Here is a 25,808-nt window from a genome sequence, read left to right as displayed (position 1 = left end):
GCTGTTCCTTAATTTCATTTACAGTCGACAAAAATACAGAAAAGCGCCTAAATGTTATTTTTGATAATATAATGCAACTCTTCCCTGAGCACGGAACTAAAAATAGCGCCTCGGTGCCCTTTTCCATCTAAGCTTATCAATTGTGCTGTTTGCGGTAGCAATTTTTGTAAAAAGAGCGAGTGTTCGAAAGGAATCAACTCATCCTGCGTTCCGTGAAAAAGGGTGACAGGAACTTTTACATTGCCCAAGCGTAAATCATTACGCAGTGGGTATTTAACCAAGAAGGAGGGAACAACTGGGAGAATAAGGTTTTTCATCTCTACCATAGAACGGTAAGGCGCTACCAGACACAAATGCTGAGGATGATTGGTTGTTCCTAAATACGTAGCGACACCGCTGCCCAACGAGTAACCCAATACTACGATTTGATCCTCACGGTAATGTTGCTTAAGCCAATCGTATACCGTTTGGGCATCTGCAAACAGCTGTTTTTCTGAGGAAATATGCCCATCGCTCTTTCCGTAGCCTCGGTAATCAGGCATAAATACATCATATCCTAAACCAGCGAGATTTTCTGCTTGGCGCAAACAACGGCGATTAGAACCTCGGTTGCCGTGCCAGTAGAGTACTACACCGCGCGTACTTGGCTGTTTTAGCCACAAAGCATGCAGGTCAATATCCTCCTCTACTGGCACGTAAACCTCTTCTCCTTCCCAAAACTGGAAGGAGTCCTCCAGGACTGTTGGATTAAAGATTATTCTCTCTTGTTGAAAATAAAGCACTACGCACACCAGTGCGTAAAGAATGCCAAAAAAATAAGCTAATCGTTTAATCCACTTCATAAGTCAATACTATTCCAGCCAAAGAATTTTGCCAGTATAAGCTTTGGCTTGGGATGTTTGTAGCTGATACCAGTACATTCCTGCCGGCCATACCCCGCGTTCCACAAGGAAACGGGTACCACTAACGGATTGTTGCCAAACTTGTCTCCCCGTAGCGTCAAAAAGCACGAAGGTACCATCCTGTATATAATCCGGGCTTTGTACTTGCACCCAATCACTGGCAGGAGAAGGGCTAACCTTGAGAACATCATGCGCTGTTATAATCTCTTCTGTAGGAACTACCTGCACGCCCGTTGAATCTTCGGTATACATCGCAACCATCACCATCATTTCGTCGTCGCTGGTGGGGCCAAAATTCACGGAAGTAGGGCCGTCATTTACCCACTTTGCTTCATGTATCAAGCCATTGGCAAAATTCATAGTTACAGGCTCCAATGGTTCAAAATAACGGAAAGGAATATGACGATAATCGAAATAAGGCGACACACACCCCGGCTCACCCCGTGGGCAGGCCGCATCGTAGAGCATCTCGGTAGCTTGCAAGCCTTCCCGGCGCCAAGCTTTGTAACTGGTTCCATACTTGTGAGTATGCCCCATAAGCCCCCACAGGTAGACTTCTCCCCAGTTGGGGTTTACCACCTGGGTGTGGGTGGTTGTACTTTCGTTATTAGGAATTGGAATATTACCTTTTACGAGCAGCTCTGTAAACATTTCTTGAGCAGCTGTGCCCGTCGTTTGGGTATATACATTGACGTATACTTCGGCTTGATACACCAATGTCGCCGAGTAATTGATATAATGAGAATTGAGGTCTGCGATCAACCCCTCATCCCAACGGAAAGCGGTATTTTCGGGTAGGTTAAGATCAGTCGGTTCCTGGATCGCTGCAACTAATTTAACGTTATTATGAAAAGGGTTGGTCCGAAAGCCTTCAGCAATACCGGCATCGCCACCGGGGCCAAAATTATACATGATAAAATGGTGAGAATAGGTGCCAATTTTCATATCCAGTCGATTGACTTCTATTTCTTCGGGTAGCTCCAGTTCGTATTTCTGAAAATACTCCAGTTCATCCCCTGGTGCGAGGTAGAATGGGCCCATTTTTATCTGAAAACCCTCTTCTGGTGCTGGAGCAGGAGGTGGTCCATCAGGAAAAGAAGCTTGCGCCATGCCACTGTAATAACTTTCTAAAATAGCTCGATCTACTACCGTTCCGGCAGCTGGTGCTCCGTAAAGAATCCATTGCCGAATCAGTTCTTTCTCTACATTGGTGAGTACTGGTTCCCCGTAAGGAGGCATACTTTGCCCTTCATCACCGCTAGCTTCCAGGTGAACGGTAGGTTCAAGACCGCTATTCATTTTCCGAAAGAGAAAACTACGATCTGCACGGCCTGGATAAATATAAGCATCCCCTTTGGCCGCAGCAGTAGCATTGGCAGGAGTTTGATTATAAAGGGTGGTATAAACATCTTGCATACGAGCGTTCAGTGTCGCTCCCGAGCCTTGCAGGTCCAGTCCTGCCGGTGCGTCAACACCACTATGGCAAGTTGCACATTTTGCTTGGAGAATATTATAAACCTCAAGGCTTGTCGCTTCTTGGGCATAAAGGCCCGTCAGTAGTAGACAAAAAGAGAACAATAGGGTAAAATGGCGCATAGATTGTTTTTTTTGATAACAGATACTATAGTGATGCGAGGTGTAAACAGTACCCCCTAACAGGGTGCCCTCGTAAGTCTACGAAATGAACGCAACCACTAATAATCAAGTGATTAAAGATCGTTAAAGATAGGCGAAAGTTGCCTACATCACACACCTTTACATCTTTAGGTAAAACTATTTATCTATTTGAATACCCTCTACCACTGAGTTGTCTACTACTTTTTCCCATTGCAGTGCAGGGTCCAATAAAAACTGAGGAAACTGAAATTCTAAAAATTGGCGATACAATTCGGCTGCTGGAGAATTACCATCTTTTGCCGAATGAAAAAACGCGAGATTTTCCTCCAAGGTAGACAGGTGGACTTTTTCGAGGGAAGATTGAAAATAAGTCCGCAAGCTATCAATCAAATCTGCCTTAATCTTACTGGGGATAATTGTAGGCAAAGGCTCGATAATGGCTTCGATAAGCACACCCAATGCGCCGATTTTATACAGCTCATCCTGGTTAAACTTATCAATTTCGGAAAACCAGCCCTTGAAAAGCATGATGAGTTCGTCTTTATTTAGATTGACAAACTCTTCGGTAGCAACGACTACATCGGTGATAAGATTGGGGTAATCTCCGGTATGTGCGATAACCTGTGTACCGGGCACTTCTACCAGACAGGACTCCACATAGGGACTCCAAAGCACAACGGCATCAATGGTTTCATCGTGAGTAAAATTAGTACTGATCACATCCAAGTCAACATCCTTTTGAGGTTGATGGACGATATCGAAAGTATCCATTCCTGCCTCCTGCAAAACGTACTTCAAAAAAGTAAACGCCGGAGAATCGTAGGGGTAAATTACTTTTTTCCCTTTTAAGTCTTCCAATGTTTTGATACCATTACGGGCGATGATAGCGTCTGCACCGTTTGACCAACTCACCTGTGCTATCACTCTAGGATTTTTATCCTTCAGTTTAAACAACACGGAAGGCAGGCGATCCAAGGTTGCCCAGATCAGGTCTGCTTCTCCTGCCTTCATCAGACGGCAGGTTTCTTCTACATTATCACTCAGTTCGTACCGAACACTTCGTTTAAACGACTTGTACAAAGGCGTTTGCCGCGAACGCACAAAACCATTGTTGTACATGATCCCTCCCATAAAACCTACCCAAGTAGGAATTACAAAATTGATACTACGGACATTAATTTCTTTGATGTACTGATTGAGCGTTTCGGTGATTTCCCGATAGATAGCTTCTCTGTTTTCAGGGTTCTCGATAATTCGGTCGAAAAACTTCAGCTTTTCGATATCAAAAGCATCATCGTATTGATCACGCCACATGAAATCTTGCACAATAACAGGCATGACATAACGCCCTTTCCCGGCATGTGCTGCATAGTTCGACAACAGAATACGTGTTTCTTCATCGAAGATATTCTCAATGGCAAAATCTGCGCTCAATAACAACAGTGTAATATCAGCCTGGCTAAGCTCCCGGCGAATCTCTTGCTTAACCTCGGACCCTAAATCAATGTCCTTTACTGTCCAAATTCTAACATTGCTGTGCATCTTGGCTAGCAAGCCCAGGTGGCGCTCCATCTCATCCCAATACTTTAAGTCAGCATCAGCATACAAGGCCGCGATCGTAATATTTTTTGCCCCTTTTGTCTTGTTGGATTTCATCTTGGGTCGTTGGGTTTATCCTGCAATATAATTGAAGTTAGCGACCTGGAACCATACGTGTTGCGCAAAAAATAAGTTGGGCCGTTCCTAACTATATTGAACTGTTTCTGTCTTTTATACGGAGATCATTAGAATTGTTACGCTGAGTTAACGAGAAAAGAAATAATTTTAGTGCAGCTTTTAAACCACGAGCTTTTATGAACTTCAGCAACAGTAAACTCCCTATAGGCACCCTCATCAACATGGGAACCGTGACTATCGGTAGTTTGATCGGTCTTTATCTACAGGGGATTTTCCCCGAAAACATCCAGTCGATTATCTTCCAGGCGATTGGGCTAGGTACACTGGTACTAGGCGTCATGATGAGCCTCAAGGTTCCTGAAGGTTATCTGCTCAACTTTATTTTCAGCTTGATTTTAGGAGGTGTCGTAGGCGAACTCCTGGGCGTACAGGCTGGGCTACAAGGGTTGGGAGACACAATAAAAGAAGTATTAGGCATTACCGAAGGTGCATTTACAGAAGGGCTCATTACTGCCTTCCTTTTGTTTTGTATCGGCAGTATGACCTTCGTTGGTGCCATTGAAGAAGGCCTCGAAGGCAAGCGTGACCTGCTAATGGTCAAGTCTACCCTCGATGGTATCTCCTCTATCGCTTTTGCTTCTACTTATGGTATTGGCGTATTGTTTTCTATCGTTCCTATGCTGATTTTTCAAGGTGGTATTACATTGATGGCACGCCAGCTACAGCAATTTTTCACGCCTACGATGATCGCCCAACTCAGTGCCGTAGGTGGCGCATTGATCATCGGAATTGGCATTAACATCCTTGATTTAGGAGCTATCAATGTAGAAAACCTACTGCCCGCTCTTTTGGTCACGCTTCCTTTGACGTGGCTTCAGCAGCGGGTGCAAGCCACCAAGTAGGCAAGTACAAAATATCCTCTTCCATCACATCGGGGTTTCGCTTGAGGATACTGCAACCGATGGCGCAATCCAGGCAACGCTTTTCATTACAGTAGCTATTTTTCAACTGTAGTAAGGCCTGACTTTGGCTCGCTTGCTTAATATTTACACCTAATGCTTTCCACTCTGCCAGGATATGATTGCGTTCTGCGGGTACAGCTTCCATCAATCGGAGGGCACGTTCCTGGTAAATATCGGCTCCCCGTTTTTTTCCATACAGAAAGATAAAAGGCGCAATGATGTTGATGACTAACAGGTGAATCCGGGCTTTCCCCAGCGTTTTCGTGCTTTTTTTACTGGCTTTATCAAAGCGAAAATGTGTTTGCCAATAATTAGACAATTCTACAACGAAAGCATTCTCCATTTCACGTAGGTTTTGTGCTACCAGCATTTTGCTAAACAGCTGGCCGGTACGAAAAAGCAACGTCGCCCACTGGGCGATGCGCACCGAAGGGAAATTTGCCGGGCGCATGCGCATAAACTTCCAGTGATTGGCGGACATGGGCTGTAGCTGGTATTTTTGTTTTAAGAATCGGTACTCCTGCTGTAGCTGACGTGGGTAATTATCCGTAAAGTCTTCTTCCAGGAGGCCTGCTTGGCCAAAAAGTAGCGCCTCGATCTGGGGCAAGCTATTCTTGTGTCGCAGTAATGTCTTTATCGACAACGATTCGGCCAACATCAGGAAAGGGTCAGCATTGACTTTAAGGCCAAAACCCCAGGCGAGACTTTGGTAGAAAGTCTCCTCCCAGTCGCCACCGTTACGATCTAGGCGTTCTGCAAGTGCTTCGGTTCTTTCTTCCAGTCGCTCGACCAGCAGGCGATCCAACCAGAGATTGAACGTTATTTCGGGCACGGTATACAACTGTTGCTGACAAGGAATCCACTGCTCACTATTCAGCAGGCGGAGGTACTGCTTGGCCAAGCCTACGGGCAGGTAGTTGCGCAAATCCAGGCAGGGAATACGCTCTCCGTCAGCATGGCGAATGATGACGTCTTCTTCCAACACAACGTGCAAAATGACATTATTATAATTTGGATCATCCTGGTGTTTATGGGCATGCCATTCCGAGCTACGCAGGTGCATCTCTATATTTCCGGCCCAGAGTGTACCATCGATACGGATACGCGCATCTAAAAAGTCAGGCCCTGCATGATGGTTGTGCTGACCAGGGTGAACAATCTCGATTACTTGCCCCGTAGTCGTTTTTAATTCCGTTAACCGAAAGCGACGGAGGCGCCAGACAAAGTGTAGAAAATCTTCTCGCATGATAAAGGTCTTTATATATAGGAGTCGAAAGCGAGAAAAATTCCACGATGGGGAGGGGATTGTTTTTAAATAACGCACCTAAACACCTGGTAATCAACAAGAAAAAAACGTGCGCGTTTACAGTATACAACGACGTAAATACAATCTACAACGAACTAGGATAACCGGCCTAGCGATGTGCAGTAGCTGCCCCGGCAGGGGCAGGCCCGTGAGGGCCGAGCGAATAGCGAGCTACGCAACGTAGCGCCCGAAGGGAGGCCCCGCAAGAAAAGACAGTGCATGATTAATTGTACTATCTTTTGATCGCCTAGTTGTTTATAACCCTGCCGACAAGGAGAATAAACACCCCTATCGGTAACGGGTGATATATCCACCAAGCTGTTTGATGAATAGCCATTTACATTGCTTCTTTATCGCTATTCCAGGTTGTTGTTTCGAGTGTGGCTCTTAATCCCTATTTTTAAGATTAATTACTGAATCTAAGTTAGTTAAAATGTTCACACCCTTAATGGCAAGCCAGAGGGGGAGAGCATTATGGAAATATTACTTGCAAAAACAGTGACCGATCAGCTAGAATTTGGTCTTAATGCACAAGAGGCCCATGATTAAGGCACGAGAAAATTTGTATTTCAAACCCATAAAACAGTTATTACATGAGTGAATTTCAACAAGTTGTCAAGGAAGGAGCAGAAACAGTAGGGCGCAAAATAAAGCGCTTTTTTCTGATCTTGATAGGAGTAGCTTTAATCGTAGGATTGCTATTTGTGTGGGTAGCAGGCTGGACTTTTAGCGACGGCACCCGGGCCGGAGAACTTATTAAAGTTTCAAAAAAAGGCGTGGTTTTCAAAACCTATGAAGGTCAAATCAATCTTGGTGGTTTTCAGGGAGATAGCGGTTCTGGAATAACAGGAAATATCTGGGAGTTTAGTACTACAGATAAAGAAGTGTATCAGAAACTCCAAGAGATGGAAGGCAAAAAAGTAAAATTACACTACCAACAGCGCTATAAGACGATGCCTTGGCAAGGGAAAACGGAATATTTTGTAGACGAGGTGAATGTTATTGAGTAATTATACCAACTGCAGAGCTTCTAGTGTTCCTTCAGCTGCTCTTCGACCACTACGCATAGCTGCATCAAGTGAGCCAAAGAGTAGTTGATCGCCTGCTAAGAAAATATTTTCCGTCAACCGGGATTCGGTAGCAGTAAAGTCATAACTCAGGTGGTCCAAACTGGGGAGCGCCTGAGGGATATCATACTGCTTTAGCGGTTTCAGATTCCAATTGGGTTGGGCACAGATTTTGCGAATTTCATCGGCAACAGCTTCTTCAGCATTAGCCATGGTCGGAATGTCTTTAAGCGTTACGGATAGCAGTTGCTGTCCTTGTGGTGCATAGTTCGCTGTTACCTGATTTACCAAGCAAAAATTATTAATTATTGATGCTTTATCAGCAACCAAGCCAATCAGACGGCTGGGTAACTGTACTCCTGTACTGGCGTAATAAAGTGTACTAGTAGCATGATAAGGAGCAGGTGGGCCGGCAAGGCGCGGTAGCAGTTGTTTAGGGTCGGTAGCGATGATTAACCTGTCGTAGGGGATTTCTTCATTGGTAGTGGTAGTGATTTTATTTTCCTTGATCTCTAACACGGTGCTATTGAACCGAAAAGTAGTATTAGTGAGTTGCGCTTTTAGTTGCCTGGGAATCGCTTCCATCCCTGTTGCCGGTAAAGCGGCATGACCACTGGCAAACATTTTAAACACAAAGCGGAGCATGGGCGCCGGCGTTTTTAAGTCGTTTTCAAGAAAAATACCTCCAAAGAAAGGAATGAAGAAAGCTTCAATAAAAGCCCCAGAGAAGCCGTAGTTCTGTAAAAACACAAGACTACTTAGCTGATTTTTAGCTTGGAAGAGTACCTCGGGAGAAGTCGTTCTGAGTTCGCGTTGCAGCTTCCAAACGAGTAGTTTGTCCTTGATACTTCCTACGGAAGAAAACGCTGCCCGAAAAATTTCTGAAGGTTCGCGAAAGGGATCAACGACAGGTGCCGCCGTATTGTTGCGGTAGACAACAGCGCCAGGTCTGAAATTGGCGAGTTGTAATGCCTTATAATCCAAATAGTGTTTAGCTTCGCGGTATTCCGTCAATAAAACCTGAAAACCATGATCAAGTAGGAAGCCATTGACTTCGTCTGTTTTTACGCGTCCACCTACCCGATCTGTAGATTCAATAACGAATGGGCGGATACCCGCTTTTTCCAAATGGCAGGCTGCTACCAAACCAGCTACGCCTGCTCCAATAATCACTACACGTGGTGCTTCCATTTTGAGAGTTGTCATTTAGCATTGGCAACAAAGGAGGCTGATGAATGTTCAAGGACAAAATACTTGGTTAGGAAGGCGCTGCTGCTTAACTTTGCGCAAAATTACCGCCATGAGTACAACAAGTAGCGACAACGAAAGCAACCGGATGGATTGGATCCTGTTCCTAGTATCTACCGCAATCATGATCTTTATGTTGATTTTTGTCAACGAATGGTTTTGGTTAGCACTTCCCTTCTCCCTCACTTATTTGGTGAAGGCTTTACGGGTAATGTAATCTTAAAGTACGAGGTACAAAGATTTGATTCCCACAACGGGGACGAGAATTATATTAGCGAAAGCACTTTGGCTACGGCATCCTTAATGGGCGTAATCAAAGTGCTTTCGTAGGTATACCTATCAACTAATACATCGCCGCTTCATCAAGAAACCAGTGTAATTCTCCTGTAATAGGCTGGACGTGCGCGGCAGGATAGACATGATAGCCTTCCTGCTGCTGAAGAATAGCGCTTACTTTTTCCTCCTTATTCGCTCCGGTAACCAAAAACGCGACGCGTTGCGCGTGGTTGATAACGGGTCCGGTGATACTTACTCTTTTTTGCCCACTGGTCGGATGCGTAGCTACTGCGCAAAAACGTTCTTCTTTCAACAACTCCATTTCGTGAGGGAAGATAGAGGCCGTATGACCATCATCCCCCATTCCCAGGATCACTAGGTCAAAAGACGGAAAGCCATTGAATTGCTCGGTATTGTCTGCAATTTCAGCAGCATAACGGCGAGCTTCTTCCTCTGGTTCGTCTTCACCACGCACCCGATGAATGTTTTCAGCAGGTAAGTTTATTTTGTCAAACAAAAGGGCTTTCGTCATCCCGAAATTGCTTTCGTCATCATCGGGTTGTACGCAGCGCTCGTCACCCCAAAAAAAATGGATAGCAGACCAGTCAATCGCGTCCTGATACTCGGTAGCCCACAAGCGAAATAGGAGTTTTGGTGTACTACCACCGGAAAGCGCAATCGTAAAATGTTTTTTACCCTGTAACTGCTCTAGCAGATAGCGAGTAAAATCCCTGGCAACGCCATTCGGATCAGCACTAAGGTGGATTTGAGTAGGCATAGAAGCTCTTTATCTATTCTTCGGTAGCCGGTGCAGCAGCATCAGCCTCTGTAGGTACTTCGCTATCCATCTGACCATCCATAGGGATAGTGTTCAGGCGTTTAGCAACTTCAGGCGTTATATCATTCTTGTCACTAACCATCAAAACACCGGTACCATTGCCATAGCTGAGGATGTAATCATAGTTAAATTCGCCTTGAATCTCTTCAAGCACTTTCATTAAGTTTTCTTCAAATTCGGCGCTGAGTTTCATCTGCTCCATCTGTAGTTCCTGGCGGAGCCGTTCGGCTTCCTGCATCAATGCTTGCTCGCGTCCTGCCAAGCGCTCTTGCTCATTACCCATGTCTTTAGGAGACATCTGGCCACTGTTGGCGCGGCGCTGGTAGTTTTGAACATCGCGCTGAAAAGCAGTTACGCGTTCATTCTGGCCTTTATCAGCTTCGATAGCACGCGCTTCCAGTGCTTTCGTTTTCTCGCTAAGAGAAGCATACTGATTAGTCAGGCTGTCCAAACGAATGAATACGATGTTGCCGACACTGCTGCTAGCGGTAGTAGTTCCTTCTTCGGTAGTAGCCGCTTGAGGCTGACAGCTTAAAAGCGTTCCTAGTGCAACGATACACGTAAGGTATCCAAAAAGACGAATATTCATGATTGTTAAATTTTGCCCGCAAAGTTAGAGAAATTTCGCCAACTTAAAGCTTCCGGGTAGCGTTCGTTTCAGAGGCTTCTTCTACCTTTGCACACTCAAAGTTTTATGCTTCGTCTAATTACGAATAAATGTCTGAACGCTGGTTGATTATTGCAGCTTTTGCCGCAGTATATATTATCTGGGGATCTACCTATTTGTTCAACTATTGGGCAATAGCAACCATCCCTCCTTTCTTAATGTCGGGCACGCGATTCCTCGCGGCAGGCGCTATCCTGTATTTATGGGGTAGTTGGCGCCGCGAGCCACTTCCTACAGCACGACAATGGAGGAATACTTCTATTATTGGGGTACTTTTTCTAACCATCGGCACTGGCGCTGTAGTATGGGCACTGCAATGGATTGATACAGGTATGGCTGCTTTGATTGTGGCCATTGACCCCTTGTTGATTATGCTACTATTATGGTGGATTTTTGGCCAACGGTTGCGCTGGCAAGCAATCGTGGGAGCATTTATTGGTATTGCCGGAATGATCATTCTGATAGGTCAGCCACAGTTTGCAAATACACCAGAAAGCAGATGGGGACTTGCAGCAATAGGGTTGGCCCTGGTTTCTTGGGCGTTTGCAAGTATCTATGTGTCACGTATAGACATGCCAGACTCTCGCTTGCGGCGTTCTGCGATGCAGATGCTCGCTGGTGGGGCAGGATTAATGCTGTTTAGCCTTGTGGTCGGTGAAGCAACGTCTTTTCGCTGGGAAATGATCAGTTTAAGCTCTGGCTTGTCGTGGCTCTATCTTGTAGTCCTGGGGTCGATTGTCGCCTTTTCCAGCTTCAATTATTTGCTGGCAAAAGTGTCTCCCGAAAAGGTGGCTACCTCTACTTATGTCAATCCTGTAGTAGCCTTGCTTTTGGGCTGGGCACTAAATGGGGAATCGCTGACAGGACAGTCAATACTGGCCGGACTGGTGATGCTTACCGGCGTCTTTTTTATTAATAGTGATAAAGGACAGAAAAAAGCAGTGCCCGAAAAAAGACAAAGGAGATAGTGAATGATTCACTACCTCCTTTGCATCTGGAAAATCGACATTGATTTTCTACGCAATTAAAGGTCTTTCAGCTTCCGCTTCGTCGCTTCAATCAATTCTTGTTGTGCTTTGATTTCGGCTTCTTTGTCACTTTGGCTTTGGTCATTCGTTTTTATTTCTTCTTCTGCGCGTGCAATAGCTTCTTGTGCTTTTACTATATCACGCTCAAGACGCTCCTTATCGTTCCCTAGCTTCTTCAGGTCATCTTCCAAGTCATCAAGGGCTTTTTCTTGAGCTTTGATTTGCATGCGTACATTTTCCTTCGCGACTTCGAGGCCAAAGCGAATCAGCATCTTTTCTGCTTCCAGGTAGCGATCTGCGTGGGTGTTGGCCGCAAGGTAGGCACCGCCCAAGTCAATCCACATGGAAAGTTCCGATCCCTGGTCTTTGCCTTTATCCTCAATACTGGTATAGATATCAATGGTGTTACCTTTTCCAATGGCAGCAATTTCGGCATCATCGCTAAAGTATTCCTTGTTTCTACGATCATACTTGGCACGTGTCCCGTAAAAATCTTTGGAGAAATCCTCCCACAAATCACCAACTGTTTTTGCGTCAAGGTCAGGGATTTCCAGAACAATAGATTCGTAAACGCCTTGGCTCATGGTTTTACGTTCGTTCCGGGTTTGGGCCTGTAAGCTGATGGAAAGAAGAAGTAATAAGGTAGAAAAGTAAATGGATATGGTTTTCATGCTTTTGCGTTTTTGTAATTATAATTGTTTAACACCTCAAAAGGTTGAGCCGCTAAAACATTTATTAGACGTAAGCTAAGTCATAAGTCACGACTAATGATTGCAACTGCTGTTAATTTACTAAAAAGACAGGAAAAGAGAGACAGACAACCTTGTAACTACTTCTACTGTTCTTGTGGGAGCTTGTTTCAATATCATAGAAAAAACCATTAGATGGATGTAAGGAGGTTGGTTTTCCCGGGTATAGTTTTATTGTATTTGATAACGCTCTGGTTCTTGAATCAGCAAAATCTTTATGAAGCATTCCCCAAAGGGATATCAAGGGATATTGCTTATGTTTTTTACCAAATAAGCTTGTATTACATTCCGGGGGTAATCGTTTATCTCTTGTTTTTTCGTCGTAAGGTCACGCCTTTCTCTAATCTAATCGTAGGCATGATGGTGGTGGTGTTTGCCACGCAATTATTGCTAGGGTTGTATTTTTTACTGGTTCATCTGGGGTGGAATATCCAGCAAGCGTTTTTCTTCCTTCAAAATCAACAGCCACCACGCTGGTCGGCAGAGCGATTGATATTAATAAAACAGATCGGTCTCGCACTTACCACTATTCCCTTTTGCTATTTTATTTATGGCATAACCAAGGGAAAATACAATTACCAAGTCAATCATATCCCGCTGGTTTTTCCTGATCTGCCTGAAATATTTCACGGTTTTCGGCTACTACAAATTTCGGATATCCACTCGGGGAGCTTTGATAGTATGAAAGGTGTGAAGAAGGGAATTCGCAAAATTGCTGAGCAAGAGGCCGATCTGGTCGTTTTTACCGGCGATCTTGTAAATGGCCGAGCAGATGAAATTTTACCTTTTGCCCCCCATTTTGCATCCCTGAGTGCGCCTTTTGGCAAATATGCGGTCACAGGAAACCACGACTATAGTTATGGAGGAGCCTTCGGCGATAAGGAAGCATGGCAGGCGAACATCCGGGCCGTACAAGATAACTATGGAAAATGCGGCTTTGAGTTGCTTAACAACCGTACAGTCGCACTCACCAAAGGAGACGAAACCATCTACCTCACTGGGGTGGAGAACTGGGGCAAGCCGCCGTTTCCACAATATGGTGATTTGAATTTAGCACTCCGTGATGTGCCTGATGATGGATTTAAGGTACTCCTTTCTCATGACCCCTCTCACTGGGATGAGAAAGTACTGCCGCACCAAAGCAAGGTTCACCTAACGCTTTCTGGGCATACCCACGGTATGCAGTTCGGCCTCAATTTCAAGTACCTCAAATGGAGCCCTATTCAATTTGTCTATCCCCGCTGGGCAGGTTTGTACGAAGAGGCTCGGCAATTTCTTTATGTCAATCGGGGCTTTGGCTGGTTGGCTTTCCCTGGCCGCATTGGCATGTACCCGGAAATCAGCGTTTTTGAATTGCGCACAGGAGGAAAATAGCAGTCTTAATCCTTGATCCCGTTCCAAATGTCGAGATAGATTTTCCAGTCGCCGTCAACTCTTTTCCAAATGATAACGTACTTACCTCGCCAGGAAATTTCTTTCCCATCTGCGAGTAGGGTCTTACCTTCATAGTAGCCGTAGTCGTAGGCTTCTTTGCCAATGATTTTTATTTCACTGGGAATGATTTTATGGTAGCTAACACTAGCTTCACCTGACGGTTTCCAGTAATTGGTAATCTTCGCTCGCCCGGCAATAATGTCTGTATTGTTGGGGAATATTTTTGCATCATCGGTATAAGCTGCACCAATATTTTCGCTGTCTCCCGCCATGACGTATTCGGAAAATTGGGCGATGTTCTCCAGGATACGGTCAATATGTTTTTGCTTGCCCTCGTAGGTTTGGCTAAAGCCAGTATTGAGTAAGAGAAAAGCAAAACAGGTGGCTAATAGGTATTTCATAAGCGCAATTTACTTTAGTGAAAGTTAATGTGTGTCAGAAGAATTTTTGCAGTCTTCTCATTGACAAGGTCGTGATTCCCAGGGGTATCAACGATTTTGATATTATTGTTTTTTGAAAAATACGCTGTAATGGCTTTGTTAGGTACAAAGCGGTCTTGTTCCGCCAGAACCAAAAGCGTAGGAATGGTAGTTCCCTCCCAAAATAATCTCCGGTCAGAACGAGAGGTGCGCAAATACCGAAGAGAGTTATAGGTGCGAAACAGGAGATTCCGCTTATCAGAAGGATACAATTGGACCTCTGCGTAGCGCCGATGAAAATTACTTACAAGGTTCAGTCTAGCCCCTAGGTTAACAAAAAAGCGTAACCAAGCAGGCCAATTCAGCGCCTTTTCGGCAATTTGTTGCATCCAAAGTGGTGGCACCCGATCAAAGCTTCCGATTCCCGCAGGAGCGAGCAAAATGAATTGTTCAACTTTTTCGGTCCAGGTATTCCCGGTGCAAACAATAAGGCGTGCGCCCAGGCTGTGGCCGGCTAAATGAAAGGTGGCGTGCCCTTCGTGTTGGGCAATGGCAGCAATCGCTTCTTCAATGTCCTTTGGGTGAAATTCTGAACCCTTCCAGCTAGTTTGTCCATGAAAAGGGAGGTCCGGCGCGCAAATGGTGTATTGATCTCCCAAGACCGTTGCCCACGAAGCAAAAACACTCGCATCGTAGTCATAACCATGCAACGCAATCATTAATTGAGGACCACTTCCGTAGGAACATACATGAACCTGGCGATCTGATAGATCGAGGAAATAATCACGCTCGCTGGGCTGGTCCGGTTGCGGACACATAAATTGTATTTTGCTTGAAAAGTAAACGTGAAGACCTTGAATGTCGTTCAAAGATAAATCAAACACCGTATGAATTTCAACAAATCGATTTTCCCGCTTGTATTGCTAATGATCCTCAGTGCACTGCTTTGGCAAAGCTGCGCTGCACCCAGCATCAAATCTACTGCTCAGCCGGTGAGCCACACAATCTGGGACAGCCTCCTTCGCAAGCACGTAGACGATAACGGCTTGGTGGATTATAAAGGCATGGCCGCTGACAGCAACCAGTTGAACGAATACTTGGAGCTATTAAGCCTCAATGCTCCCAATAAAAAGAACTGGTCTGATAACGAAGAAATGGCCTATTGGATCAATGCTTACAATGCCTTTACCGTAGACTTGATACTTGATTACTACCCGGTTAAAAGTATCAAGGATATCAAAAATGGTATCCCTTTCGTGAGTACGGTCTGGGATATTAAATTCTTCAAAATCGCTGGCGAAGCGTTTGACCTCAATAATATAGAGCACGGAATTTTACGAAAAGACTTCGATGATCCAAGGGTACATTTTGCGCTAGTTTGCGCCAGTATGTCTTGTCCAAAACTTCAAAATTCGGCCTTCGTAGCAGATAAGTTGGAGGACCAATTGAATCAGGCTGCCCGTGAATTTATCAATGAACCTTTCCGCAATGAGATTTCTGAAAGCCCTGTGAAACTATCCAAGCTTCTTGATTGGTATTGGGGAGATTTTAAAGACAAGTACGATAGCCGCTTCGAGTTGGTGAAAGCCTATAGTGATCAAAAAATTGATACGAGTAAGGAGGTTCAGTTTCTGGAATACAATTGGGAGCTTAATGAGCAAACACCAGAGAAGACGAAACTTTTGAACTAGTGGTTTGCTTAAAAGATTTAAGTGCTTTAGCTTTTGTTTCTAAGCTTTGGGGGGCGGCGAATACCCCCCATTTCAGGCTAGCGATTTTGGTGCAGCGCACCGTGCTATATTTCCCAACCTTTAATAAAACCATTGAAGGGAGATCATCCTGCTGAATATAGTACGGTGCGCTGCACCTCGCCATGAGAACCAAAAAGTTGCTATAGAGACTAGCGGTACGCTGTACCTTTCATCGGGACAAGCGTAGCGAGCACTCCCGCGAGGAACGAGCACTAAAAAATCCCTAACTTTGCGCAATACTTAGACCATAACTTCTCCCCTTGGACAAATCCAATGACAACTCCGTTAGCCTCAACAAGTACATCAGTAGTACTGGTATCTGTTCACGCCGTGAGGCTGATCGTTTTATCGAAGAAGGCTTGGTGAAAATCAATGGCACTGTCGCTCAGAAAGGAAACCGGGTGTTCCCGGGAGATCAGGTGCTGCTCAAAGGCCGCCCCCTGAAAGCTAAGCCGCCGGCCCTGTATCTGGCATTCAATAAGCCGGTAGGGATTGTTTGTACGACGGATTCTCGGGAGCCTAAAAATATCATTAGTTTTATCAACCACCCGCAAAGGCTCTTTCCTATTGGCAGATTGGACAAACCCTCTCAAGGACTTATCTTTTTAACCAATGACGGGGATATTGTCAATAAAATCCTTCGCGCCGGAAATCAGCACGAAAAAGAGTATATCGTAACGGTAGACAAGCCAATTAATGGCCGGTTTTTACAACGCATGAGCCAAGGCATTCCCATATTAGGTACCGTCACCCAGCCTTGTGTTGTTGATCAAATAGACAAGGCTACTTTTCGAATAATCTTGACCCAGGGGCTGAATCGGCAGATTCGGCGCATGTGTGAATACTTGGGGTACGAGGTCATCAAACTGAGGCGGATACGAATCATGAATGTTGACATGTCTGGACTCAAAGTAGGCCAGTGGCGGGAATTAACGGCTCAGGAAATCAAAGGCATCAATGCAATGGTGCGTACTTCATCTAAGACAGAAGAGGCTTCGGTGACAAGAGGAAAAAGAAAAGACAAAAGGAAAGGAAAAAGAAGGTGATTTTTTTTGCAAAAAAAGCTTACTACGTCCTAGGCTATTTTAAGATCCTATTTATTGCTATTTTCACCAAAGGCCCCATCACCTCATAGCCAGCCTTATTGGGATGCACGCCATCATAAGTCAAGGCCGCTTGTAGGCCGTTTTCAGTATCAACCATCGCAGAAAAATAATCAACGTAGATTAAATCATTAGCAGTACAGTAGTTCTTGATCATTTGGTTGAGTGCCAAGACTTCAGGGACCGGATCAACCTTTGGCTGCCAAGGAAAGGCCGCTGCTGGCAAGACAGAACAGAGTACCACCTCAATGTCATTGGCTTGCGCAAGTTCCGCCATTGAAATGATATTATCAATGATCATCTCTACGGTAGCGGGGCCTGTATTACCAGCAATATCGTTGATGCCAGCCAGGATAACGACAGCCGCAGGCTGCAGATCAATCACATCCTGCCGAAAACGCACCAGCATTTGAGGAGTCGTTTGTCCGCTGATCCCCCGATTGATATAGGCTGGGTTTTGGAAAAAAACAGGTTCGTGCCCTGGCCATCCTTCGGTGATAGAGTTTCCCATAAAGACCACTTTGGGGGTATCAATTTGAGATTTAAGCAAGGCTTTATTGTCCATTTGATAGCGACTAAGGTTGGCCCAATCTTGCCCGGAACAAGCCACCGAAAAGACGGATAAGATAATACTCAATAAAGTGATTTGCAGGTGCTTTTTCATAATAGATAAGATGTGCCAATTGGGTATGAATACGCTCTTATGATTCATTGACAAATAATGTGGTTAAGCGAAAGCAAAAAAACTGAACCACCGCTTTCCACTAATCCTCCTTATCAAAGGAAGGCGGTGCTTGCTTGATCCACAAGTCACGCTGAGGAAACGGAATGCTTACATCAGCTTCCCGGAATGCTTTATCGATAGCAAAACGCAAGTCACTTTTAACATCCTCGATCCTAAGTAAATCGCGTGTCCAGAAAAGAATTTCAAAATCAAGGGAAGAGTCTCCGAAGTTAACAAACCTCACAAAAGGTTTCGGATGGCGAACGATCCGATTATGCTTTTCTGCTGCTTCCTGCAAAATATTTTTCACGAGGGTCGTATCTGAACCATAAGCTACTCCTACGCCTACCTTAAATCGGGCTTTTGAGTCGAAGTGGCTCCAATTAATGACATTGTCTGCTACGAGCTTGGAGTTGGGCACAATAACAGAGACATTGTCCCTCGTTTCGACCAATGAAGTACGGATGCCAATCTTTTTTACCGTCCCCACAAGGTCGTTCATATCCACAATGTCCCCTACTTCTACGGTACGCTCAAACAAGAGGATAATACCGCAAATCAGGTCATTGAAAGTTTGTTGTAAACCTAGTCCAATACCTACCAGTAAAGCAGCAGCGCCACCCATCAAGACGGTAAGGTTGATACCAACGTATTGGAGTGTTCCGACAACGGCAATGAGTAAGACGAAGTAGGTCAGCAGCCGGTTGATAGCGTACTGACTCCCGACGTTAATTTCCTTTTGCTTGTAGTAAGGGTAAAGTACAATCTCTGTGAGTACCCATAAAATGAGGCGGGTCACCAGCAGGATTAAAATAGCACTAAGAATACGATTTATGGTAATTAATCCCGCGTTTTCAGGGCTTGTCCACGGCAAGAAATCGGAAATGGAGGTATCCAAACCTAATTGTTGAATAATAAACGTGAGGGCCAGCAAATAGACGATTGGTTGTACAATGTGGCTCACGCGCACCTGAGAACTCCCTCCTTGTAATTGATATAGACCTCCCTCCTTAAGCTGTTGCTCTCTTCGTTGCTGGTAGCGATGGGTGAGCACATTGGAGAGTAGTTCGTCTACCAGTCGAGCAATGAAATAAATAAGGAAAGCCTGAATAAAGGTAGATAACTTAATCCTAGCGAGAGGGCTTCCATCAAGAGAGCTGAATGCGAAATCGGCTTGTAGCCCCAATAACACAACCAATGCTGCTATGAGTATTAGACAAATCGTGGTCAGTCGCCTAACCCGTTTTTTTTGTTTATCAGTAGTGTCCTCGTAGAGAAAAAAGCGATCGAGCCAGGAACGCAGCAACATAAACCCCAGAATGTAAAGAAAAACCACCCCTACAGTGACGAATATCAACCGTCCTAGTTTTATGGTTATTTCACCAATGGTAAACACTTCCTGGTTGAAAAAAGCAGTAAAATCCATAGATAGGGTTACTTCATTTTGGTCTTGTAGAGGGAGGTATACCTTCTCTTTATTTAATGTGGTAAATTAAGCATATTCCATTGAAGATAGATGAAGGGGGCCGTTTTTTTAGGCTTACATTATTAATGCCTTATCTTTGCCGGCCAAGAATCACAGAATAAATATGTTGAGAAGTCTGGCCATGGGCCTATCGGTCGTTTTCCATCCTTTGCTGATCCCGACCTACATGCTATTGTTACTGCTTTTGATCAATCCTTACCTCTTTGGGGTGAGTAGCCCACAGGATGAGGCTGCAAAGATGCTATTGCTATTGGTCTTTCTTTATACGTTTTTCATTCCGGCAGTTTCTTTTGTCGTAATGTATTTTCTGGGAATGATCCAGGATATTCACGTAAAAGACAAGCAGGAACGAATAGGGCCTTATCTCATCACTGGGATGCTTTACCTTTGGGTATACTATAATTTTTCTCAAACGGGACAGTTGCCTCCAGCTTATGTTTCCTTCATGCTAGGTGCTGTGATTGCACTTTTCCTGGCTTTTATTATCAACATTTTTTCCAAAATCAGTGCCCACGCTGTAGGTATGGGCGGACTGGTAGGCATGGTTGTGATCAGTATGCTGTGGTTCAGTTATGGTTCCTTTACCTTAGATCTCAGTAGTGGCCCCATTGAAATCAGTATGCTTCATTTGTTAATTGTAGCTATTCTGGCAGCTGGTGGGGTAGGTACTGCTCGGTTGTTCCTCAAAGCTCATGAGCCATCCGATGTTTTTGGAGGCTACTTTATTGGCTTTGTCACTCAGTTTTTTGCGTTTGCTTTTGTTTTTTAATTCGTTCCAAAATATCCTCGGCAAACCGTCGATGATTGGCTAGTTTAGGAACTTTAGCTTGCCCACCGACCTTGCCACGGTCGCGTAGCCAGTGCTGGAAAAAACCTGAGGGCAGCGGGATAATTTCAAGGATAGTAATGGCAAAATCATTGGTCCGCTTTTGGGCGTAATTCGAGTTGCAGTTTTGCATAGCCTCATCCAATGCTTTTGCAAAAGCATCAAGTGGCGGCACTTCTCCTTCAAACTCTATGAACCATTGATGCCTCCCTTTCTGATCTACTTTGATATAAAAAGGAGCAATGCTGTAATCCTTGATTTTTATATCAAAGTCTGAACAGGTGGTCAATAGTGCCTGCTGTACATTTTGCAATAACAAATCTTCCCCAAAAGCATTGATAAACTCCTGGGTACGGCCTTCAATTTTTATCCGATAAGGATGAACACTGGTGAACCGAACAACATCTCCGAGCAGATAGCGGTACAGGCCGCTAATATTGGTAATGACCATCGCATACAAAGTGTTGGTCTGCACTTGTTCGAGAGGAATCGCACTGCGGTCGCCACTATTTAGTTGTTCGAAAGGAATGAATTCATAGTAAATACCATTGTTGAGAATCAGGATGATATCGTCTTTGTCCAGCTGATCCTGAACAGCAAAATACCCCTCAGAGGCATTGTATATCTCGTGGTAAAGAAAGTCACTACTGGGGATCAGCGCTTCGTAGTGTTTTCTGTAAGGAGCAAAACTTACTCCGCCGTGAACATACGCTTGAAGGTTAGGCCACACTTCCAGCAGGTTTTGGGCATTCTTTTCAGCCAACACTTGCCGATAGAGTGCCAGGTTCCAGGTGGGTACGCCGCCAAGCATAGTGAGGCTAGGTTCGTTGGCGGCTATCTTAGCGATTTTGCGTATTTTTTCTTCGTAATTGGGCAAGGTAGCGGTGTAAATATCCGGCAAATAGAAGGTGCGCAACATCAGCGGAATACTCTGAATCATCAGGGCCGAAATATCTGCTACCTGCATATTACTGCCAGGGTAATTGCCGTAGGATCCACCACCAATTAACATGTTTTTACGTGCAAAAATTTGCATATCTTCTCTATGCAAATGAAGGCTGGTTAAGGTAAACCAACTTCCTTTTTGACAACTGAGGATGTGTTCCCTGGTAACGGGGAGATATTTGCTCGTTTTTTGGGTAGTCGCCGCAGTCTTGGCAAGTGCTCTGACCCTTTGCCGGGTCAATACTTGGCTTTCGCCAGCGAGGATGCGTTCGATATAAGGAAGGGTCTCCTCATAGGTGCGTACGGGCATACGTTCGGCGTAAGCCGCCGCAGAAATTCCAGGACGAAGATTGTGTTCTCGAAATATAGCTGTACCGGCATTCTCCCGCAGGATTTGTTGCAGGGTGTCGGCCTGCAATTTCTCTGGATGAGAATAGTGCTCAGCGAGTTCGGCTTCGTATTTTTTTATGTGGATCTTGAACAAGTTGTTGATCCAGTTGATTACACCCATAGATAGCAAAAGATTAGTGCCTCAATATTATAAACTTTTTTCAGCTACTTCAAGTTTGAAGACCGCTCAAAAAACGAAACCCTAACAAAAATACGTGACAGAGATATTTGCTTTCCTTGCTACAGCACTGCATATAGATCAATTACTTCAATGGGTGCTGGCAACAATCATGCTGAGTGTAGGTCTATCCCTACAGTTGGAGGATTTTACTTACGTTTTGCGAAATCGGCGGTTGTTGGGCCTGGGCCTGATGCTGAAAATATTGGTGATCCCATTTATTTCATTGGGTTTTCTGGCAATTAGTGGCTTGCCCCCTCTTTGGCAATTTGGCATTATGCTCCTGCTCTTTTGTCCAGGCGGCACAACGTCTAATGTGATTACCTACTGGGCGGGAGGGACCAGCGCACTTACCATTTTCCTGACGGTACTTTCTGGTTTCATTACCTTACTGACGCTCCCTTTGTTTGTCAAGGCGATCACGCCGTTTTATTTTGCCGCGGGGACTTCGTTCAGTTTACCTTTTCTGGATGTCGTTTCAAAGATCTTTTTGATTATTATTTTTCCGGCTTTTCTTGGTTTATGGCTACGCAGAGGCTATCCTACGTTTGCCCAATGGCTCGAAAAAAACCTAAAGACGGTAGCGACAATCTTACTTGGTGCTGTTTTCCTGGTCAAATTTTTCGCGCCCCCCATTGACGGAGGCAACGCCATTTCCTTTGCTGACATCAGCGTTTTAATCATTCCTTTGTTGGTGATCAATATTGGAGGAATGTTACTTGCTTATTTTTATGCTCTCCGGCAAAAGGTAACAGCCAAAGACGCGATGACTATAGGTATTGAAATGGGCCTACAAAATGCAGGCCTGGCTATTCTGATCGGTGATGTACTATTAGGCAATCATGAAATTAGTAAACCCGCCCTACTCTACGCGATGTTTTCTTTTTGGACGACCGCGGCTTTTGCCTGGTGGGCGAATCATAAAAGGAGTGTTTAACATAATAGACAACTAGTCACGCATACTTATCAGTCGTAATCAGAATAGTTTTACTTTTAACACAAACTTGGTGGTTACTCACCAAATACCATTTCGAATGGAAATATTTTCTCTTGTTGATGTCAATTTATTGCTAAAAATCGTCTTGGCGATCATCATGTACAGTGTAGGCTTGTCCTTGCGGGTGCAGGATTTCAGGTATGTTGTGGATAATAAACAGCTGCTGTTGCTCGGTTTAGCACTTAAGGTGATCCTTATGCCTTTTCTTGGCTTTGTGCTTTTATCTTTGACGACATTGGATAGTGTCTATAAATTTGGCATTATGATTTTGCTCTTTTCTGCTGGGGGCACCACCTCCAATGTAATCACCTATTGGTATAAAGGAACTAGTGCGCTTACGGTTTTTCTTACTACTATATCTAGTTTGTTAGCAGTGTTTTTAATTCCATTGTTAGTAAATTTTATGAGTATCGTTTATTTCGGGTCGGGCACTGATTTTAGCCTGCCGGTATTCGAGACGGTAATAAGTGTCGTCTTGATTATCATATTACCTGCGTTGTTGGGATTATGGGTCAATGAGCAATTTCCTGTTTTTGCTAAGCGTATTGAAAAAATCATTAAACCTTTATCGGTAAGCTTATTGGCAGTCGTTTTTTTGATCAAATTTTTGGCACCCGCCGCTGCTGGAGGCACGGAATTGAGCTGGCCAGATTTGCTGCTACTCACACCAGTTTTAGTCTTGATCAATGTACTGCTCATGTCTGCGGCCTATGGTATTTGCCGTTGGCGCCGACTCAGTTACCAAGACAGTATGACCATTGGTATTGAAATGGGCTTGCAAAATGCTGGGCTAGCGATTTTGGTAGGAGGCGTTTTTATAGGAAACGAAGAATTGGTAAAACCTTCGCTTATTTATGCGATGTTCTCTTTTTGGACGGCAATGCTTTTTGCCTACTTAATTAAAAACCGATACTATGAAAAAAGCTGGACTTAGTATTTTAGTCTTATTGTCGGCAGTGATTTTAGTATCCTTACTTGTTACTCGACGCAGTGAGCAGCAAGTTGAAAAAATACGGACGCATATTGATTATAGCCAGTATCAGTGCCCTCCGATAGATTTTGTAGCGGGTGAAAATCAGGATCTAATTGAGCAAGGAAAAGCGTTGTTTCCTAATATAGAGGGCTTACCGAAACAGTTTGAGGATGTGTTTTACCTCGCGCTCTACCATTACCCTGAATTATCGGGCAGTTCTATTGAAGTCGTTTTTAAGCCGATAGGTACGACTTTGCAGGTTCAACCAGCGGCAGGTTTTATCTTCAAGAGGAAATCTACTCGAAGCTATCGCATTTTTATCAACTCTAATCTCGACTTCGAAGGTATCCTTTTTAAGGATGTGCCCTACAATGCACAAGTGGGTTTGGTTGCTCATGAACTTGCGCATATCTTGGATTATAAATACAAAAACTCCTTCCAGATCATAGGAACTGGCCTAAAGTTTTTGAATAAGAACAGTAGGAGCAGGTACGAAAAAAGCATTGATCTACTTACGGTATACAAAGGCTTAGGATGGCAACTCCTCGACTGGGCACAATATGCCATGTTTGATTCTAAAGCAACGGACGATTATAAAGCTTTTAAAAAAAGTAATTATTTGAACCCGGAAGAGATCACAATAAGCATAAGCAGTCATCCAGAAATATGTAGACCTTTTCGTTAAATTTAATCGACCTCTTCGGTCGCTACTTTGGCCTTTCGGAAGTAATTGTTGTAATGAATAATGAGATATAAAGCATATCCGAAGATGATCAAACAAATCAGCGTCAACAGTAGTACTACCCATTCATTTTGCGAATAACACCTTGCCCAAATCACTGAAAGGAACCAAATAATCACGACCCAGTGAGAAAATCGCTCTAACCAAATCCCTAGTTTTCGCAGGGTGCCCACCGGAGTCGTTTCTTCATTTGCTGTTGCGTTAACTTGTTCAGTTAATGCTAGTTCCTCCTCCGTTTCTAAATCTTTTTGCCCAATTCTAGACAAAACTTTCAGGATGTGGCCGGGTGATTTCTGAGGGTAGGTGAATAGGTGGAAATTAGCTTTGAATATTTGAGTATGAAACCGCTCGTAGATACGGCGATGCATATAGCGATGTTGACTCCTGTAAATTAGGTTGGCGATCATCAAAAAATAAGTGTAAGCGAAAACGAGAGGAACAACACACAGGACCAAGTCATTAAGGGAGGATAACTGAAGCAACAGGAACGAATCTTCTGTGATTTCTCCACCTAAACCAGGTACATTGTTGATTTTAAATAAATTACGAGACACCAGATAGAAGATAACAATAAGGCCTAAAAGGCGCATGCGTAATTTCATGAGCCGCTCCTGAGCCGCTGCATGGTTGCCATAAGTTTGTCCTAGAAAGCCTTTTGCTTCTTCCAGGTTCATCGAGGCTAGAAGTTTATTGAACTTTTCTTTGAAGTCTTTTTTCATGTTGGTGTTTAGTTTCTTTTCAAATATAGCAATCTCTAATGAGTTAAGCTCCCCTACTACTGCACAATCAGTTTTTGACTCATATACCCATCCGGTAAAAACACCCGCAAATAATAAAAGCCCGGGGGCAAATCCCTCACATCAATGCGCTCAGTTGGCCCGGAAAAGTTTTTCAGTAATCGCCCTCTGGAATCCCAAAGCTGAACTTGCTTTATGGGCTGGTCCGAACTCGTGATGTAGATATAATCACTCGCCGGGTTGGGGTATACCTGAATGGTAGCAGCCTCCTCAGCGAGATCATTGACCTCCACCGGAGGAGGCCCGTTGACGCCCAGGGTATCACAGGGGCTTCCCTCTACATCCCAGGTTTGAAAGTAGGGGTAATTGGGAGGTGCAAAAGCATGCAGGGTGGCCAGGTCCAAACCGTGTTGCTCCACATTGCAGGCCAGTCCTGGCTGGTTGGGGTTATGGATCACATGAAGTACATTAGAAGAGCCCCGTGCCGTGCCGTATATTTTTCCGTCTGCCGCCAGGCGCATATTGTGAAATGCAGCAGGCAAAGACGGGTAGCCCAAGACCAGATAACCATCGTATTCGGCAATCCGTATGCGGCTGGCAGCCACGTCTTCTGCCGCTAAATCATACTGGTACATGTACCTGCCTACCGAGGTATACAAGTATTGATTATTCGGAGAAATGGCCGCGCCGCCGTAGGAGACGGTGTCTCCCATNAAATCCAGCATACGATAATTAGAAAAGGTGCCCGCACAACGGTCAAAGTCGA

26 protein-coding genes are annotated in these 25,808 nt (G+C 44.5%); 11 read left to right on the top strand and 15 right to left on the bottom strand.

The genetic code is table 11. From position 1 onward, the window contains the following. Positions 1-47: 47 nt before the first annotated feature. The 3 genes from A3EU_RS0120625 to A3EU_RS0120615 form a co-directional block, all read right to left on the bottom strand. The gene (locus A3EU_RS0120625; protein ID WP_020538098.1) at positions 48-842 is read right to left on the bottom strand and encodes an alpha/beta hydrolase; all 795 of its coding nucleotides are present in this window, start codon (positions 840-842) and stop codon (positions 48-50) included. 9 nt (positions 843-851) lie between these two features. After that, positions 852-2,498: a hypothetical protein gene (locus A3EU_RS0120620; RefSeq protein ID WP_020538097.1), complete on the bottom strand. Its 1,647-nt coding sequence runs from the start codon at positions 2,496-2,498 to the stop codon at positions 852-854. A gap of 177 nt (positions 2,499-2,675) precedes the next feature. Beyond that, on the bottom strand, positions 2,676-4,175 hold the full coding sequence (locus A3EU_RS0120615; protein ID WP_020538096.1) for a PhnD/SsuA/transferrin family substrate-binding protein: 1,500 nt from the start codon (positions 4,173-4,175) through the stop codon (positions 2,676-2,678). Between the two features lie 197 nt (positions 4,176-4,372). Between A3EU_RS0120615 and A3EU_RS0120610 the strand changes: the two genes are divergently transcribed. After that, the gene (locus A3EU_RS0120610; protein ID WP_020538095.1) at positions 4,373-5,098 is read left to right on the top strand and encodes a DUF554 domain-containing protein; all 726 of its coding nucleotides are present in this window, start codon (positions 4,373-4,375) and stop codon (positions 5,096-5,098) included. Here A3EU_RS0120610 and A3EU_RS0120605 read toward each other — a convergent pair. Next, positions 5,049-6,404, bottom strand: a complete 1,356-nt coding sequence (locus A3EU_RS0120605; protein WP_020538094.1) for a DUF2851 family protein — start codon at positions 6,402-6,404, stop codon at positions 5,049-5,051. The genes A3EU_RS0120610 and A3EU_RS0120605 overlap by 50 nt on opposite strands. A 653-nt stretch (positions 6,405-7,057) precedes the next feature. Between A3EU_RS0120605 and A3EU_RS0120600 the strand changes: the two genes are divergently transcribed. After that, entirely contained in the window at positions 7,058-7,474 is a 417-nt protein-coding gene (locus tag A3EU_RS0120600; protein WP_020538093.1) for a hypothetical protein, read from the top strand. On the opposite strand, the gene A3EU_RS0120595 is transcribed toward A3EU_RS0120600, so the two are convergent. After that, positions 7,475-8,722, bottom strand: coding sequence for an NAD(P)/FAD-dependent oxidoreductase (locus A3EU_RS0120595; protein WP_020538092.1), 1,248 nt, complete (start codon positions 8,720-8,722; stop codon positions 7,475-7,477). A 109-nt stretch (positions 8,723-8,831) separates the two neighbouring features. On the opposite strand from A3EU_RS0120595, the gene A3EU_RS34605 reads away from it, so the two are divergent. Continuing rightward, positions 8,832-8,996 carry a hypothetical protein gene (locus tag A3EU_RS34605; protein ID WP_169433383.1) on the top strand — a complete coding sequence of 55 codons (165 nt, stop codon included), beginning with the start codon at positions 8,832-8,834 and terminating at the stop codon, positions 8,994-8,996. Between the two features lie 126 nt (positions 8,997-9,122). On the opposite strand, the gene pgl is transcribed toward A3EU_RS34605, so the two are convergent. Both pgl and A3EU_RS0120580 read right to left on the bottom strand, forming a co-directional pair. Next, entirely contained in the window at positions 9,123-9,833 is a 711-nt protein-coding gene (gene pgl / locus A3EU_RS0120585; protein WP_020538090.1) for a 6-phosphogluconolactonase, read from the bottom strand. Positions 9,834-9,846: 13 nt separating this feature from the next. After that, on the bottom strand, positions 9,847-10,482 hold the full coding sequence (locus tag A3EU_RS0120580; RefSeq protein ID WP_020538089.1) for an OmpH/Skp family outer membrane protein: 636 nt from the start codon (positions 10,480-10,482) through the stop codon (positions 9,847-9,849). A gap of 128 nt (positions 10,483-10,610) precedes the next feature. Here A3EU_RS0120580 and A3EU_RS0120575 point away from each other — a divergent pair, with 128 nt between their 5' ends. After that, complete coding sequence (locus A3EU_RS0120575; protein ID WP_020538088.1) at positions 10,611-11,528, top strand: EamA family transporter; 918 nt, start codon at positions 10,611-10,613, stop codon at positions 11,526-11,528. A gap of 56 nt (positions 11,529-11,584) precedes the next feature. Here A3EU_RS0120575 and A3EU_RS0120570 read toward each other — a convergent pair whose 3' ends face one another. Then, entirely contained in the window at positions 11,585-12,259 is a 675-nt protein-coding gene (locus tag A3EU_RS0120570) for a coiled-coil domain-containing protein (RefSeq protein WP_020538087.1), read from the bottom strand. A 276-nt stretch (positions 12,260-12,535) separates the two neighbouring features. Between A3EU_RS0120570 and A3EU_RS0120565 the strand changes: the two genes are divergently transcribed. Next, a complete protein-coding gene (locus A3EU_RS0120565; protein WP_044086272.1) occupies positions 12,536-13,711 on the top strand; it encodes a metallophosphoesterase in 1,176 nt (391 codons plus the stop codon). Positions 13,712-13,716: 5 nt separating this feature from the next. On the opposite strand, the gene A3EU_RS0120560 is transcribed toward A3EU_RS0120565, so the two are convergent. Together A3EU_RS0120560 and A3EU_RS0120555 are read right to left on the bottom strand one after the other, a co-directional pair. Further along, positions 13,717-14,172: a YybH family protein gene (locus A3EU_RS0120560; protein WP_020538085.1), complete on the bottom strand. Its 456-nt coding sequence runs from the start codon at positions 14,170-14,172 to the stop codon at positions 13,717-13,719. A 14-nt stretch (positions 14,173-14,186) separates the two neighbouring features. Next, positions 14,187-15,008: an alpha/beta fold hydrolase gene (locus A3EU_RS0120555; protein ID WP_020538084.1), complete on the bottom strand. Its 822-nt coding sequence runs from the start codon at positions 15,006-15,008 to the stop codon at positions 14,187-14,189. 69 nt (positions 15,009-15,077) lie between these two features. On the opposite strand from A3EU_RS0120555, the gene A3EU_RS0120550 reads away from it, so the two are divergent. Both A3EU_RS0120550 and rluF read left to right on the top strand, forming a co-directional pair. Continuing rightward, a complete protein-coding gene (locus tag A3EU_RS0120550; RefSeq protein ID WP_020538083.1) occupies positions 15,078-15,881 on the top strand; it encodes a DUF547 domain-containing protein in 804 nt (267 codons plus the stop codon). Positions 15,882-16,201: 320 nt separating this feature from the next. Beyond that, complete coding sequence (rluF, locus tag A3EU_RS31235; RefSeq protein ID WP_020538082.1) at positions 16,202-16,987, top strand: 23S rRNA pseudouridine(2604) synthase RluF; 786 nt, start codon at positions 16,202-16,204, stop codon at positions 16,985-16,987. 34 nt (positions 16,988-17,021) lie between these two features. On the opposite strand, the gene A3EU_RS0120540 is transcribed toward rluF, so the two are convergent. Together A3EU_RS0120540 and A3EU_RS0120535 are read right to left on the bottom strand one after the other, a co-directional pair. Continuing rightward, positions 17,022-17,708, bottom strand: a complete 687-nt coding sequence (locus A3EU_RS0120540) for an SGNH/GDSL hydrolase family protein (RefSeq protein WP_156825849.1) — start codon at positions 17,706-17,708, stop codon at positions 17,022-17,024. A 100-nt stretch (positions 17,709-17,808) separates the two neighbouring features. After that, positions 17,809-19,194 (bottom strand): mechanosensitive ion channel family protein, encoded by a 1,386-nt coding sequence (locus A3EU_RS0120535; RefSeq protein WP_020538080.1) that lies wholly within the window; start codon positions 19,192-19,194, stop codon positions 17,809-17,811. A 163-nt stretch (positions 19,195-19,357) separates the two neighbouring features. On the opposite strand from A3EU_RS0120535, the gene A3EU_RS0120530 reads away from it, so the two are divergent. Beyond that, positions 19,358-20,023, top strand: coding sequence for a hypothetical protein (locus A3EU_RS0120530; RefSeq protein ID WP_245569382.1), 666 nt, complete (start codon positions 19,358-19,360; stop codon positions 20,021-20,023). Here A3EU_RS0120530 and A3EU_RS0120525 read toward each other — a convergent pair. Beyond that, positions 19,989-21,536 carry a GH3 auxin-responsive promoter family protein gene (locus A3EU_RS0120525; RefSeq protein WP_020538078.1) on the bottom strand — a complete coding sequence of 516 codons (1,548 nt, stop codon included), beginning with the start codon at positions 21,534-21,536 and terminating at the stop codon, positions 19,989-19,991. The genes A3EU_RS0120530 and A3EU_RS0120525 overlap by 35 nt on opposite strands. A gap of 94 nt (positions 21,537-21,630) precedes the next feature. On the opposite strand from A3EU_RS0120525, the gene A3EU_RS0120520 reads away from it, so the two are divergent. The 3 genes from A3EU_RS0120520 (at position 21,631) to A3EU_RS0120510 (ending at position 24,248) form a co-directional block, all read left to right on the top strand. Continuing rightward, positions 21,631-22,530 carry a bile acid:sodium symporter family protein gene (locus A3EU_RS0120520; protein ID WP_020538077.1) on the top strand — a complete coding sequence of 300 codons (900 nt, stop codon included), beginning with the start codon at positions 21,631-21,633 and terminating at the stop codon, positions 22,528-22,530. A 70-nt stretch (positions 22,531-22,600) separates the two neighbouring features. After that, positions 22,601-23,524, top strand: a complete 924-nt coding sequence (locus A3EU_RS0120515) for a bile acid:sodium symporter family protein (protein WP_281169161.1) — start codon at positions 22,601-22,603, stop codon at positions 23,522-23,524. Beyond that, complete coding sequence (locus tag A3EU_RS0120510) at positions 23,505-24,248, top strand: hypothetical protein (protein WP_020538075.1); 744 nt, start codon at positions 23,505-23,507, stop codon at positions 24,246-24,248. Before A3EU_RS0120515 ends, A3EU_RS0120510 begins: the two co-directional genes overlap by 20 nt. 2 nt (positions 24,249-24,250) lie before the next feature. Here the strand turns inward: A3EU_RS0120510 and A3EU_RS0120505 are convergent, their stop codons facing one another. Together A3EU_RS0120505 and A3EU_RS31230 are read right to left on the bottom strand one after the other, a co-directional pair. Then, on the bottom strand, positions 24,251-25,024 hold the full coding sequence (locus tag A3EU_RS0120505; RefSeq protein WP_020538074.1) for a hypothetical protein: 774 nt from the start codon (positions 25,022-25,024) through the stop codon (positions 24,251-24,253). Positions 25,025-25,080: 56 nt separating this feature from the next. Next, complete coding sequence (locus A3EU_RS31230) at positions 25,081-25,563, bottom strand: T9SS type A sorting domain-containing protein (protein ID WP_425412720.1); 483 nt, start codon at positions 25,561-25,563, stop codon at positions 25,081-25,083. Positions 25,564-25,808 lie beyond the last annotated feature (245 nt).

The sequence above is a fragment of the Lewinella cohaerens DSM 23179 genome (assembly GCF_000379805.1).
Lineage (GTDB): Bacteria > Bacteroidota > Bacteroidia > Chitinophagales > Saprospiraceae > Lewinella > Lewinella cohaerens.
Note: the sequence above shows the minus strand (reverse complement) of the source record. Positions and strands in the feature narration are given on the sequence as shown.

What these genes read in the sequence shown, in the direction of transcription:
- A3EU_RS0120625 (WP_020538098.1), bottom strand. Translation starts at nt 842, where the DNA reads ATGAAGTGGATTAAACGATTAGCTTATTTTTTTGGCATTCTTTACGCA.
- A3EU_RS0120620 (WP_020538097.1), bottom strand. Translation starts at nt 2,498, where the DNA reads ATGCGCCATTTTACCCTATTGTTCTCTTTTTGTCTACTACTGACGGGC.
- A3EU_RS0120615 (WP_020538096.1), bottom strand. Translation starts at nt 4,175, where the DNA reads ATGAAATCCAACAAGACAAAAGGGGCAAAAAATATTACGATCGCGGCC.
- A3EU_RS0120610 (WP_020538095.1), top strand. Translation starts at nt 4,373, where the DNA reads ATGAACTTCAGCAACAGTAAACTCCCTATAGGCACCCTCATCAACATG.
- A3EU_RS0120605 (WP_020538094.1), bottom strand. Translation starts at nt 6,404, where the DNA reads ATGCGAGAAGATTTTCTACACTTTGTCTGGCGCCTCCGTCGCTTTCGG.
- A3EU_RS0120600 (WP_020538093.1), top strand. Translation starts at nt 7,058, where the DNA reads ATGAGTGAATTTCAACAAGTTGTCAAGGAAGGAGCAGAAACAGTAGGG.
- A3EU_RS0120595 (WP_020538092.1), bottom strand. Translation starts at nt 8,722, where the DNA reads ATGGAAGCACCACGTGTAGTGATTATTGGAGCAGGCGTAGCTGGTTTG.
- A3EU_RS34605 (WP_169433383.1), top strand. Translation starts at nt 8,832, where the DNA reads ATGAGTACAACAAGTAGCGACAACGAAAGCAACCGGATGGATTGGATC.
- pgl (WP_020538090.1), bottom strand. Translation starts at nt 9,833, where the DNA reads ATGCCTACTCAAATCCACCTTAGTGCTGATCCGAATGGCGTTGCCAGG.
- A3EU_RS0120580 (WP_020538089.1), bottom strand. Translation starts at nt 10,482, where the DNA reads ATGAATATTCGTCTTTTTGGATACCTTACGTGTATCGTTGCACTAGGA.
- A3EU_RS0120575 (WP_020538088.1), top strand. Translation starts at nt 10,611, where the DNA reads ATGTCTGAACGCTGGTTGATTATTGCAGCTTTTGCCGCAGTATATATT.
- A3EU_RS0120570 (WP_020538087.1), bottom strand. Translation starts at nt 12,259, where the DNA reads ATGAAAACCATATCCATTTACTTTTCTACCTTATTACTTCTTCTTTCC.
- A3EU_RS0120560 (WP_020538085.1), bottom strand. Translation starts at nt 14,172, where the DNA reads ATGAAATACCTATTAGCCACCTGTTTTGCTTTTCTCTTACTCAATACT.
- A3EU_RS0120555 (WP_020538084.1), bottom strand. Translation starts at nt 15,008, where the DNA reads ATGTGTCCGCAACCGGACCAGCCCAGCGAGCGTGATTATTTCCTCGAT.
- A3EU_RS0120550 (WP_020538083.1), top strand. Translation starts at nt 15,078, where the DNA reads ATGAATTTCAACAAATCGATTTTCCCGCTTGTATTGCTAATGATCCTC.
- A3EU_RS0120540 (WP_156825849.1), bottom strand. Translation starts at nt 17,708, where the DNA reads ATGAAAAAGCACCTGCAAATCACTTTATTGAGTATTATCTTATCCGTC.
- A3EU_RS0120535 (WP_020538080.1), bottom strand. Translation starts at nt 19,194, where the DNA reads ATGGATTTTACTGCTTTTTTCAACCAGGAAGTGTTTACCATTGGTGAA.
- A3EU_RS0120530 (WP_245569382.1), top strand. Translation starts at nt 19,358, where the DNA reads ATGTTGAGAAGTCTGGCCATGGGCCTATCGGTCGTTTTCCATCCTTTG.
- A3EU_RS0120525 (WP_020538078.1), bottom strand. Translation starts at nt 21,536, where the DNA reads ATGGGTGTAATCAACTGGATCAACAACTTGTTCAAGATCCACATAAAA.
- A3EU_RS0120510 (WP_020538075.1), top strand. Translation starts at nt 23,505, where the DNA reads ATGAAAAAAGCTGGACTTAGTATTTTAGTCTTATTGTCGGCAGTGATT.
- A3EU_RS0120505 (WP_020538074.1), bottom strand. Translation starts at nt 25,024, where the DNA reads ATGAAAAAAGACTTCAAAGAAAAGTTCAATAAACTTCTAGCCTCGATG.
- A3EU_RS31230 (WP_425412720.1), bottom strand. Translation starts at nt 25,563, where the DNA reads ATGCGCCTGGCGGCAGACGGAAAAATATACGGCACGGCACGGGGCTCT.